10 protein-coding genes are annotated in these 12359 nt (G+C 66.1%); 8 read left to right on the forward strand and 2 right to left on the reverse strand.

Translation table 11 applies throughout. The annotated features are described in order from the left end of the window. From DYI24_RS11355 to DYI24_RS11380, 6 genes are all read left to right on the forward strand, one after another. Nucleotides 1-663: efflux RND transporter periplasmic adaptor subunit (locus DYI24_RS11355; RefSeq protein ID WP_164572365.1), on the forward strand; the 663-nt coding region annotated here is incomplete at its 5' end. Further along, nucleotides 660-1733, forward strand: a complete 1074-nt coding sequence (locus DYI24_RS11360; RefSeq protein WP_164572366.1) for an efflux RND transporter periplasmic adaptor subunit — start codon at nt 660-662, stop codon at nt 1731-1733. The genes DYI24_RS11355 and DYI24_RS11360, both read left to right, overlap by 4 nt. Then, entirely contained in the window at nt 1730-4780 is a 3051-nt protein-coding gene (locus DYI24_RS11365) for an efflux RND transporter permease subunit (RefSeq protein ID WP_164572367.1), read from the forward strand. Before DYI24_RS11360 ends, DYI24_RS11365 begins: the two co-directional genes overlap by 4 nt. Nucleotide 4781: 1 nt before the next feature. After that, nucleotides 4782-5063 (forward strand): hypothetical protein, encoded by a 282-nt coding sequence (locus tag DYI24_RS11370; RefSeq protein ID WP_107343924.1) that lies wholly within the window; start codon nt 4782-4784, stop codon nt 5061-5063. A gap of 31 nt (nt 5064-5094) precedes the next feature. Then, entirely contained in the window at nt 5095-6288 is a 1194-nt protein-coding gene (locus tag DYI24_RS11375) for a patatin-like phospholipase family protein (protein WP_107343925.1), read from the forward strand. Between the two features lie 59 nt (nt 6289-6347). Continuing rightward, nucleotides 6348-6905: a hypothetical protein gene (locus DYI24_RS11380; protein WP_164572368.1), complete on the forward strand. Its 558-nt coding sequence runs from the start codon at nt 6348-6350 to the stop codon at nt 6903-6905. Nucleotides 6906-6930: 25 nt separating this feature from the next. On the opposite strand, the gene DYI24_RS11385 is transcribed toward DYI24_RS11380, so the two are convergent. Together DYI24_RS11385 and DYI24_RS11390 are read right to left on the reverse strand one after the other, a co-directional pair. After that, nucleotides 6931-8919 carry an adenylate/guanylate cyclase domain-containing protein gene (locus tag DYI24_RS11385; RefSeq protein ID WP_164572369.1) on the reverse strand — a complete coding sequence of 663 codons (1989 nt, stop codon included), beginning with the start codon at nt 8917-8919 and terminating at the stop codon, nt 6931-6933. 280 nt (nt 8920-9199) lie between these two features. Next, nucleotides 9200-9832, reverse strand: a complete 633-nt coding sequence (locus DYI24_RS11390) for a TetR/AcrR family transcriptional regulator (RefSeq protein ID WP_164572370.1) — start codon at nt 9830-9832, stop codon at nt 9200-9202. A 162-nt stretch (nt 9833-9994) separates the two neighbouring features. Between DYI24_RS11390 and DYI24_RS11395 the strand changes: the two genes are divergently transcribed. Then, nucleotides 9995-11113: an efflux RND transporter periplasmic adaptor subunit gene (locus DYI24_RS11395; protein ID WP_164572371.1), complete on the forward strand. Its 1119-nt coding sequence runs from the start codon at nt 9995-9997 to the stop codon at nt 11111-11113. Beyond that, nucleotides 11113-12359: efflux RND transporter permease subunit (locus DYI24_RS11400; protein WP_164572372.1), on the forward strand; the 1247-nt coding region annotated here is incomplete at its 3' end. The genes DYI24_RS11395 and DYI24_RS11400, both read left to right, overlap by 1 nt.

The raw sequence follows: 12359 nt of genomic DNA on the forward strand, positions 1-12359 counted from the left end.
GCGCAGGAGGGGCTGCGCGCGGCCGAGGGCTCTGTCGACACCGCCAAGGCGCAACTCGGCATCGCCAAGGATGCGCTCGGCTACACTGAACTGCGCGCCAGCGCGGCCGGCATCATCACCGCACGCAACGTCGAAGTCGGTCAGGTCGCGCAGTCGGCGCAGTCGGCCTACACGCTTGCCGAAGACGGCGCCCGGGATGCGGTGTTCGACGTCTATGAGGCGATCTTCCTGATCCCGGTCGGCAGCGACTCCATCAAGCTGTCGCTGGTGTCGAACCCGGCAATTACCGCCGTGGCCAAGCCGCGCGAAATCTCGCCGACAGTCGATCCGAAGACCGGTTCGGTCCGTGTCAAACTGTCGATCGAGAATCCGCCGCCCGAGATGACGCTCGGCAGCGTCGTGGTCGGCGAGGGCTTCAGTCAGACGCTGGACAAGATCGTGCTGCCGTGGAGCGCGCTGACCGCTGACCAGAGCGGCGCCGCGGTGTGGGTGGTCGATCCGAAGACCCATACGGTGTCCCTCAAGAGCGTCGCGATCGAACGCTACGAGACCGACGCGATCGTGGTCAGTCGCGGCCTGTCGATCGGCGATCGCGTCGTGGTCGACGGCGGAAAGATGCTGCGTCCCGGGCAGGTGGTTGCCGATGCGGGAGGCGCCGCATGAGCGCGCCACGCTTTGTTGCGGTGATCGCGGCTGCGCTGCTGCTGACCGGCTGCAACGACAAATCGGAAACCAAGCCCCCGGTGCGGCCGGTGATGTCGACGGTGATTGCGCCGCTGCAGGGGACTAATCTCGCCGTCGTCGGCACGGTCGAGCCGCTGTTCAAGACCGACTACGGGTTTCGCATGCTGGGCCGGCTGATCGCCCGGCCGGTCAATATCGGCGACGTTGTCGAGAAGGGGCAGACGCTGGCCGCGGTCGATCCGTTCGCGGCTGAACTCGCGGTGCGTTCGGCGCAGGCCGATCTGGCGACCGCGCAGGCGCAGCTCGTCAATGCCAGCGGCACCGCCAACCGGCAACGCGCGCTGATCGAGACCGGCGCCACCACCAAGGCGACGCTCGACAGCGCCGAGCAGGGCGATGCCGCTGCGCAGGCTGCGGTGGTCCGCGCCCAGTCGGCGCTGACCAAGGCGCGCGAGCAACTGAGCTACACCAAGATCGAGGCGCAATATGCCGGCGTCGTCACCGCGGTCGGCGCGCAGGTTGGTCAGGTGGTCAATCCCGGCCAGATGGTTGCGACCGTCGCGCGTCCCGACATTCGTGAGGCGGTGATCGACGTCGCCGACGATCTGGTCGGCGTGCTGAAGATCGGCACGCCGCTGACCGTGGCGCTGCAGCTCGATCCGCGCGTCCGGGTCGACGGCAAGGTGCGCGAGATCGCGCCGCAGGCCGATCAAGTCACGCGCGCCCGGCGGGTTCGTATCACGCTGGAAAATCCGCCCGAGACATTCCGGCTCGGCACCACGATCACCACGCTGATCCCGGGCAAGCCGAGCCGCGGCTTCCGCCTGCCGGCGACCGCGATCCTGCGCCAGGGCGATCAGGCCAGCGTGTGGGTGATCGACACCGCCAAGGGATCGGTCAGTAAGCGCAGCGTGCAGGTCGCGCCGAGCGACAACGGCACGGCTCAGGTCACCGATGGGCTCGAGGCCGGCATGCGGATCGTCACCGCCGGCGTCCATCATCTGCAGGAAGGCCAAATGGTCCGGTTCGAACGGGAAGTCACGCCGTGAAGTCGTTCAATCTCTCCGACTGGGCGCTGCAGCACCGTTCGCTCGTCTGGTACTTCATGATCGCCTTCATGGCGGCCGGTCTGTTTTCGTATCTCGACCTCGGCCGCGAGGAAGACCCGGCGTTCACCATCAAGACCATGGTGATCCAGGCGAAGTGGCCCGGCGCCTCGGCCGAGGAGACCACCCGGCAGGTCACCGACCGGATCGAGAAGAAGCTCGAGGAGCTGGAGTCGCTCGACTACACCAAGAGCATCACCACGCCCGGCGAGACTACGGTATTCGTCAATCTGCGCGACACCACCAAGGCGCGCGACGTGCAGCCCACCTGGGTGCGCGTGCGCAACATGATCAACGACATCAAGGGCGACTTCCCGCAGGGCGTGGTCGGCCCCGCCTTCAACGACCGCTTCGGCGACGTGTTCGGCAACATCTATGCGTTCACCAGCGACGGCCTGACCCAGCGCCAACTCCGCGACAAGGTCGAAGAAGTCCGCGCCAAGGTGCTGCAGGTGCCGAATGTCGGCCGTGTCGACATCGTCGGCGCCCAGGACGAAGTAATCTTCCTCGAATTCTCGCCGCGCAAAGTCGCGGCGCTCGGCCTCGATCAGCGCACCATCGTCAGCTCGCTGCAGGCGCAGAACGCGATTACGCCGTCGGGCGTGCTGCAGGCCGGGCCGGAGCGGATCAGCGTCCGAGTCAGCGGTCAGTTCACCTCGGAAGAAAGCCTCAAGGCGATCAATCTCCGGGTCAACGACCGCTTTTTCCCGCTGACCGATGTGGCCACCATCCGGCGCGGCTATGTCGATCCGCCGACCTCGCTGTTCCGCTTCAACGGCGAGCCGGCGATTGCGCTGACGATCGGCATGAAAGCCGGCGCCAATCTGCTGCAGTTCGGCGAAGCGCTGAAAGAGGAGATGAAGCGGATCTCCGCCGATCTGCCGGTCGGCGCCGAAGTGCATCTGGTGTCGGACCAGCCGCAGATCGTCGACGAGGCGGTGTCGGGCTTCACCCGGGCGCTGTTCGAGGCGGTGGCGATCGTGCTGGTGATCAGCTTCATCAGCCTCGGCATGCGCGCCGGCCTGGTGGTGGCGATCTCGATCCCGCTGGTGCTGGCGATCACCTTCATGGTGATGTCCTATTCGGGGATCTCGCTGCAGCGAATTTCGCTCGGCGCGCTGATCATCGCACTCGGCCTGTTGGTCGACGACGCCATGATCGCGGTCGAGATGATGGTGGCGCGGCTGGAGGTCGGCGACTCGCTAGCCAAGGCCGCGACCCATGTCTACACCTCGACTGCGTTCCCGATGCTGACCGGCACGCTGGTGACGGTGGCGGGCTTCATTCCGATCGGCCTCAACAACAGCGCGGCGGGCGAGTTCACCTTCACGCTGTTCGTGGTGATCGCGGTGTCGCTGCTGACGTCGTGGATCGTCGCGGTGCTGTTCACGCCGCTGCTCGGCGTCACCATCCTGCCCGACAAGATGAAGAACCACCACGAGACCAAGGGCCGGTTCGCGACGATGTTCAGCCGGATGCTCGGATTCTGCATGCGGCACCGCTGGCTGACGATCGGACTGACACTGGCCGCCTTCGCGCTGTCGATCGTCGGCATGGGCTTCGTGCAGCAGCAGTTCTTCCCGAATTCGGACCGTAAGGAACTGATCGTCGACTGGAACCTGCCGCAGAACAGCTCGATCGCCGAGACCAATGCGCAGATGGCCAAGTTCGAGCGCGAGGCGCTGAAGGGACGGCCGGGCATCGACCACTGGTCGACCTATGTGGGGCAGGGCGCTCCGCGCTTCGTGCTGTCGTTCGACGTCGAACCGTCGAACGCCACCTTCGGCCAGATGGTGATCGTAACCAAGAGCCTCGCCGACCGCGACCGGCTGCGGGAGGAGCTGCAGGCTTACTTGCGCAAGACCTTCCCAGGCACCGACGCGCTGGTGAAACTGCTCGACATCGGTCCGCCGGTGGGGCGGCCGGTGCAGTATCGCGTCAGCGGGCCGGACATCGCCAAGGTGCGCGGCTTCGCGCAGCAGCTCGCCGGCATCGTCGCCGCCAATCCGCATCTCGGCGAAGTGGTGTTCGACTGGATGGAGCCGGCGCGGGTGATCAAGGTCGACGTGCTGCAGGACAAGGCGCGTCAGCTCGGCGTCACGTCGGAAGACATTGCCTCGACGCTCAACGGCATCCTTGACGGCGCGACCATCACCCAGGTGCGTGACGACATCTATCTGGTCAACGTACTCGGCCGCGCCAATGACGCCGAGCGCGGCTCGATCGAGACGCTGCGCAACCTGCAACTGTCCGGCGGCAGCGGCCAGACGGTGCCGCTCGCGGCGGTCGCGACGTTCCGCTACGAGCTGGAGCAGCCGACGATCTGGCGCCGCGCGCGGCTGCCGACCGTCACGGTCAAGGCCAGCGTGATCGACGAGGTGCAGCCGGCGACGGTGGTCGAGCAGCTGAAGCATTCGGTCGGCGAGTTCACCGCCAAGCTGCCGGTCGGCTATTCGGTGACCGTCGGCGGCGCGGTGGAAGAGAGCGGCAAGTCGCAAGCGCCGATCGTCGCGGTGGTGCCGATCATGCTGTTCGTGATGGCCACCGTGCTGATGATCCAGCTGCAGAGCTTCCAGCGGCTGTTCCTGGTGTTCGCGGTGGCGCCGCTGGCGCTGATCGGCGTGGTCGCGGCGCTGCTGCCGAGCCGTGCGCCGCTCGGCTTCGTCGCGATCCTCGGCGTGCTGGCTCTGATCGGGATTCTGATCCGAAACTCGGTGATCCTGATCGTGCAAATCGAACAGTTGCGCAGCGAGGGACGTCCACCTTGGGATGCGGTGACGGAAGCGACCGAGCACCGGATGCGGCCGATCATGCTCACCGCGGCGGCGGCGAGCTTGGCGCTGATCCCGATCGCGCGAGAAGTGTTCTGGGGACCGATGGCCTACGCGATGATGGGCGGCATCATCGTCGGCACGGTGCTCACCCTGTTGTTCCTGCCTGCGCTGTACATTGCGTGGTTCCGCATCAAGGCGCCGACACAAGAGGCTTAGGATGGCTAGTTCGAGTGAAACACCGCCCGATCTTCCGCTGTGCCGCGGCGACCGCGTTCGGATGAGTCCGCTGGGTCGTGAGCGGCATCCGCGCTACGGCACCCGTGAGGGCGTCATCGTCGGGCAGGGCTCGCCGAGCAGTTGGCGGGTGAAGTTCGACGACCGCAAGACCATCCAGGCGATCCATCAGGACTATCTCGAGCGCGTTCCGGGGCAGGCGCCGCGCTTTGACACGTCCGAGCCCTGGAGTCGCTGGCGCGACGATCCGCCGGCGACCCCGTAGTCGCGCGTCCCTCGTTCCTGCTGGTGTCCTGATGTCCCGCGTGCCTCGCTCGTTTGTCGTCGTTGTCGCGCTGGCGTCGAGCTGCTTGCTCGCCGCCTGTGCAAGCCTGCCGCGCCAGCCCTACACGGCCGCCGAAGCCGCCAAGGCACGGATCCTCGATCGCGACGATCTGCGGCGCTACGCCGACGATCCGCCGTCCGCCTTTGTGGATGGTCGCCGGATTTCCGGACCGCAGACCTACCTCGCGCTGTCCGGCGGTGGCGCCGACGGCGCCTATGGTGCGGGAGTGCTGGCGGGATGGACGGCCGCAGGGAGCCGGCCGTCGTTCTCGATCGTGTCCGGCGTCAGCACCGGCGCGCTGATCGCGCCATTCGCCTATATCGGCCCGCGCTACGACGACACGCTGCGGGAGCTCTACACCAGCGGCGTGGCCGAAAGCCTGCTGGAGGATCCGAATCCGTTCAACGCGATCTTCGGCTCAGGCCTGTTCGGCAACAAGCGCCTGCGCGAACTGGTTGCCCGGTACATCGATGCCAATTTCATGGAGGAGGTGGCCGAGCAGTACGCCAAGGGGCGGAGGCTGTTCGTCGTCACCACCAATCTGGATTCGCAGCGCTCGGTGATCTGGGACATGGGCCGGATCGCGGCGCTGCGGACGCCGGAGAGTCTCAATCTGTTCAGGGATGTCGTCGCGGCTTCGGCGAGCATTCCGGCCGTGTTCCCGCCGATGCTGGTCAATGCCGAAGCCGATGGCGTCCGGTTCCAGGAGATGCATGTGGATGGCGGCGTGATGTCGCCGGTGCTGACCTTGCCGGAGGCGTATCTGATGCGTAGTGCCTCGTGGGACAAGTCGCTCAACCTGCAGCTCTACATCCTGATGAATAATACCATTGAACCGGAGTTCCAGCTGGTGCGCGATCGTGCGCTGGACATCGCCGCGCGGGCGTCGTCGTCGATGATCAAGGCGCAGACCCGGTCGATCCTCTACAGCACCTACGCGTTCGCCCGCCGCAACAAATACGGTTTCAATCTGTCCTATATCGAGAGCGACCGGCCGCCGTCGCCGCCCGGCTTCGACACCGCCTACATGCGCTCGCTGTATCAATACGGCTACGACCGCGCGCGCAGCGGCCATGTCTGGTCGAGCGCACCGCCGGCGGATGATTCCGCGCCGGCGCCCGTTGCGGCCACCACCCCGGCGCGCCACGTCGCCGGTGTCCAATAACGACGCGCTGTGAGCGCGGCGTCCACTGCTTCGACGTGCGGTGGACGAGTGAGGCGAAGATGTCTGCAATCCGGTTCACGACGGCCCTGACGGCCGCGGTGCTGTTGTTTTGTCCGGCTTCGGCCGCGGTGTCCGATCGTGGCCACGAGCCGACGGTGCAGCCGCCGCCGGCGACGTCCACCGACGAGCCGACCGGTTCGGTGACGATCGCGCGCGGCAGTGGCGCCGACCTGATCCGGATGGTGGAGAAGAAGCTGCCCGGCGTGCGGGTCTTCGATCTCAACCTCACCGACGAAGGCTCGGCGCCGTGGTTCGAGGTCAAGTCGTATCGGGGAGATCAGGTGTGGAGCACCATGATCGACGTCGCCACGCGCCGGATCGTTCGCTCATCTGAGGCGAAACCTGCCTCCGATCTCGACGCCGAGACCCAGCGTGACCTCGGCGATTTCCGGCGGATCAAGATGAAGCTGTCCGAGGCGGTGGTGATCGCCGAGCAGCTCAGTGGCGGGCGCGCGGTCAGCGCCGGGCTGCACCGCGGCGATGACAAGCTGGTGTTCGTGGTCGTGGTGGTGGCGGACGGCGCGCTGAAAGAGATCACCGTGGAGCCGGACAAGTAGCGCCGTCTCGCGGCGCTTGGCTGCTTCAGCTCTTGTCGAGATCCTCGACCACCTGCACCAGCGTCTGCTTCACCTCGGTGCGATCCGCCGTGACGGTGTCGATGAACAGCCGCATGCCGGGCAGTTCCTTACGGATTACATCGGTCGACCCTGAGGTCTTCAAGCCGCGGACCTCATAGGCGCGCACCGGCTCGCTGAAGCCTTTCACCGTAAGGGCAGGACGCTCCTCGGCGTCGATCACATCGTTCACCAGCGACCAGGTGACGTGCGAGATCAGGATCGAGCCGGGCTCGCAGTTCTGCTCCAGGCGCGAGGTGAGGTTCACGGCGCCGCCGACGATGGTGTAGTCCATCCGGTCCGGGCTGCCGAAATTGCCGACGGTGCAGAAGCCGGTGTTGATGCCGATGCGGACCCGGAACGGGCGCTCGGCGCCGGCGTCGATCCACTCCATCTCCAGCTGCTTTAGCTTCTCCTGCATCTCGATCGCCATCATCACGCAGGCGACGGCGTCCTCCTTGACGCCGCGGCTCTCCGGATCGCCGAAGAAGGCGAGCACGGCATCGCCGACATATTTGTCGATCGTTGCCCCGTGCTTGAGCGCGATCTGCGCCATCTCGGCGAGATAGCGGTTGAGCATCGCGGTGAGGTCTTCCGACTCCAGCTTGTCGGTGGTGGCCGTGAAGTTGGCGATGTCGGACAGGAAGATCGTCAGCTTCTTGCGCTTGGAGGCGATCTCGGCGTCCTGATGGCCGCTGAAAATCGACGAGTAGACTTGCGGCGACAGATACTTCGACAGCGCGGCCGACAGCCCTTCAAGACTGCGGTTACGCGTCTCCAGTTCCTCGGTGCGCTGCTTCACCATCGAGTCGAGATATTCCTCGCGCGCGGCGACCTGTCCGGCCATGCCGGTGAACACCCGGGCCAATTGGCCGAGCTCGTCGTGGCGGGTCGCGACGGGCGTGAGCGAATTCGGATCGAACTTCTGCGACTCCAGCGCGGCGGCGGCGCGGGTGATCTGGCGCAGCGGGGCCGCCTGATAGCGGGCGAGGCCGATCGACAGCAGGATGCCGAGCGCGGCGATCGCCGACGCGGTGACGGCTGCGATCTCGGCCTGGCTCTGCACCGTGGCCCAGACGCGGTTCATCGGCAGGCGAACCAGCGCGGCACCGACGATCTCTTTCTGCTCGTTGCGCACCGGCGCGATCACGCTGAGGTTTTGGCGACTCTCGACGTGCCGGGTCTGGCCGTCGGCGATCACCAGACGCACCGGGCCGAGTTCTTTCTCGTTGGGACCGTCGCGGCGATCGGCGCCGTACACGCCGGGGCCGACCAGCGCGTCGAGCTTGCGGTCGAACACCCACACCGCGTCGATGTCGCCGTCGGCCAACAGATTCTCGACCGTGCGCGGCAGGCCGATCTTCATCGTCAGCTGCTGCAGGAATTTGGCGCTGCGCCCGACTTGGATGATGCGCGGTTTGTCGATGCCGCCGACGCCGACATATTTGAAATGCTGATTGTCGATGTCGCGCTTGCGGGCGTCCTGATTGACCACCTTCTTCTGGCCGGTGAGGAGATCGTGGAAGGCGTAGGCCTGCGGCTGCATCTGCGGCGAATTGCTGAAGGTGAAATTCACATCCGGCAGGCTGTGCAGATAGGCGTGGCCTTTCTCGTCGGTGATCCAGATTTCGTCGAGAACGGTATCGTCGGTGATCGACTTCAGCCGGCGATTGATCTCGGTCGGCGTCATGCCGGCGCGTTCGGCAGCTTCGACGAAATGGCCGAGCAGGGTGCCTTCGGCAGTCATCTCCTCGGCGATGATCCCCTCGACTTCGGTCGGGATCGACGCGGCGAGACTGGCGCTGCGCGCCAGCAGCCGCGCGACTTTCTCACCCGATGCTTCGGCTTCGGTGATGATCGCGCGCCGTGTGGTCCAGGTCAGCAAGGCGGCGGTTACGAGCGTGGCCCCGACCGTCAGCACCGTGACCAGCAGGACCAACCGTGTGGTAAATTTCATGAAAGAACCTGTGCTTGCCGCCGGCGATGTGTTCCCGCCAGCGGAGAGGCGCGCGAGGCGCTGCAAACATCGCAAAACAGCCCGCGCGCTGCGACCGGCGGACTATCCATGCGGACCGATGGCACTGTCAAATCGCCTCAGATGCGCCACCACGTCGCGCGCCGAGCACGCATGATGGTGCTGTCCTCGTAGCAACTCCGCCGCGCGCCGGCATTGTGACCCGTCAATCCGTCGGCGGCCTTTGAATCGAAGGCGAGGGATCGCGGGGCTCAACTGAAACTCAGGTCGCTTTGTCGCTTGTCCGTGGTGCCGCGTAAGCAGCCAGGAACACCGGCACGGCACGGTCGACGCATTGATCGATCTCGCCGGCGGAGATGGCGTCGCCAAATTGCAGCGAGCGGCGATAAGCGATCTCGGATTCAAGCAGCGCCAACAGGTGATACGCTGCCACAGCCGGATTGGCGGCATGCAGGCGGCCAGCTTTGGTCGCGGCGTCGATATAGCGGGTGAACGCCTCGACCGCTTTGCCAGGACCCGCGTCGTAGAAAATCCGCCCGAGATTGCCGATCCGGCCGTGCGCCACTGCAAGGCGGTGGGCCGTGGTGGCGTCCTCTGCCAGCACGCGATGCAGTAGTTTCTTGCCGAACTCGGTGAGCACGCGCTCCGGATCGTCGGTGGCGCGCGCCTCGAGATCTTCGTACATGCCGCGGATCTGCTTGCCGGCGACGCGCAGCGCGACGTGCACGAACAGCTCTTCCTTGGACGGGAAGTAGCCATACAGCGTCGCCTTCGAGCCTCCGAGCCTGCTGGCGATTTCCGACATCGAGGCGCCGTCGAGACCGCGTTCTTTGAACACCTCGACCGCGGTGTCGAGGATCGCGTCCCGCTTGGCTTCCGTCCGAACCCTGACCATCGCTCTCCGTCACCTCGCCAATTCACCCAGGCGTCCTCCGCAATCATACTGAACGTACGGTCATATTGACAGCCTCGCGTCCGAATAATAACCGTACGTTTGGTTTTATTATGGGCGGGCGGACGGTGCTTCCGGCCCGGCCGGGAAAAAGACGAGACGGCGATGAGAGAGATCGTGGGGCTTCGTGCCGCCATCATCGCGATGGCGCTGATCCTCGGAGCTTGCGACTCTGCAGCTCCGAAGCCCGATCATGGCGCCGCGGAGCCGACCAAGCTGCCGCAGCCGGTGATGGTGGTGCCGGTGCGGTTCGAGGAGGGCGCCCGGACGCGGACCTTCGCCGCCACCATCCGCCCCAGCATCGAGAGCGACCTCGGCTTTCGGATCAGCGGCAAGGTGGCGCGGCGGCTGGTGCGGACCGGCGATTTCGTGCGCAGCGGCCAGCCGCTGCTGACGCTCGATACCAATGATCTCCGCCTGCAGCGCGAGCAGGCCGAAGCCGAAGTGAAGGCGGCGCAGTCCAACCTGATTCAGGCCGAGGCCGACGAAGGCCGCGCGACCGATCTGCAGAGCAAGGGCTGGATGGCGAACGCCGCGCTGCAGAAGGCGCACGCCACCGCCGAGGAGGCGCGCAGCCGGCTCGTCCGCGCGCAGCGTGCGCTCGATCTCGCCGGGCACGCGCTCGACTACGCGACCCTCGAAGCCGATGCGGACGGCGTGATCACCGCGACGCCGATCGAGCCGGGACAAGTCATCAGCGCCGGGCAGGCCGCGGTCCGCCTGGCGCGGCTGTCGGAGCTGGAGGCGGTGGTCGCGCTGCCGGAGAGTTACGTCGAGCGGGTCGGTCGTGCCTCCGCCTCGCTGACGCTGTGGTCGCTGCCCGGCAAGAGCTACGAGGTGCGGCTGCGCGAACTATCCTTCGCGGCCGATCCGGCGACGCGGACCTTCGCGGCGCGCTTCGTGATCCCCGGCGCAGACGACAAGGTGCGGATCGGCATGAGCGCCACGCTGACGCTGCGCGAGCAGGACGAGCGGCGCTTCGCACGGCTGCCGCTGACGGCGATCTACAATCACGGCCGCGGCGCGGCGGTGTTCGTGGTCGGCGACGGCGGCGAATTGCGCGAGCGGCCGGTGACGATCGAGCGCTATGAGGATCGCGATGTGCTGGTGACCTCTGGCGTCAGCGACGGCGAAACCGTCGTCGCGCTCGGTGTCGAAAAGCTCGATCCGGCCTTGACGGTGCGGCCGATCTCCACGCTTTCGCTCAGCTCGGCGGGCAAGTGATGCAGCGGCCCAATCTCTCCGCATGGGCGGTGGCGCATCCGTCCTTCATGCTGTTTCTGATCCTGATGATCAGTGTCGCCGGTCTGCTGTCGTATCAGCGGCTCGGCCGCGCCGAGGATCCGTCTTACACCATCAAGGTCGCGGTGGTGACGGCGACATGGCCCGGCGCGACAGCCGAAGAGATGCAGCTTCAGGTCGCGGACCGCATCGAGAAGAAGCTGCAGGAACTGCCCTGGTTCGACAAGGTCACGACCTATTCCAAGCCCGGCTTCACCGCGGCGCAGATGGAGTTTCGCGACACCACGCCGCCGGCGCAAACCCCTTGGCTGTTCTATCTGATCCGCAAGAAGATGGCCGACGTGAAGCCGGACCTGCCCGACGGTGTGGCGGGGCCGGAGGTCAACGACGAATACGGCGACGTCGACTCGATCGTCTACACGCTGCGCTCCGACAGCGCCGACTACGCGGTGTTGAAGCGGATGGCGGAGCAGGTGCGGCAGCGGCTGCTGAAAGTTCCGAACGTCTCCAAGGTGACGATCTACGGCACCCAGGATGAGCGCATCTTCGTCGACTTCGACCACGTCAAGCTCGCCAATCTCGGCATCGCGCCGCGTACGATCTTCGACAGTCTCGCCAAGCAGAACGATCTTGCGCCGGTCGGCATGGTGCAGACCCAGTCGACCCGGATCCCGCTGCGCGTCTCCGGTGCGTTCGACGGCGTTCGCGCGGTGGAAGAAACCCCGATCGCCTCCAACGGCACGGTGATCAGGCTCGGCGACATCGCCACCGTGTCGCGCGGCTTCATCGATCCGCCGCAGTTTCTGGTCCGGCAGCGCGGCGTTCCGGCGCTGGCGATCGGCATCGTGATGCGCAAGGGCGCCAACATCCTGGAGCTCGGTGCGGATGTCGAAGCGTCGATGGCCGAGGTCGAACGCGCCACGCCGGTCGGCGTCACCTTCGAGCGGATCGCTCATCAGCCCGCGGTCGTCCGCGACGCGGTCGGCGACTTCATGCGTTCGTTCGTCGAGGCCCTGGCGATCGTGCTGTTCGTTAGTTTCGTATCGCTCGGCTGGCGCGTCGGCATCGTGGTCGCGACCTCGGTGCCGCTGGTGCTCGGCATCGTGTTCACGCTGATGTTGACGATGGGCATCGATCTGCACCGGATTTCGCTGGGCGCGCTGATCATCGCGCTCGGCCTGCTCGTCGACGACGCCATCATCGCGGTCGAGATGATGGTGGTGAAGAT

Source organism: Rhodopseudomonas sp. BR0C11, assembly GCF_010820945.1.
GTDB classification, from domain to species: domain Bacteria; phylum Pseudomonadota; class Alphaproteobacteria; order Rhizobiales; family Xanthobacteraceae; genus Rhodopseudomonas; species Rhodopseudomonas palustris_H.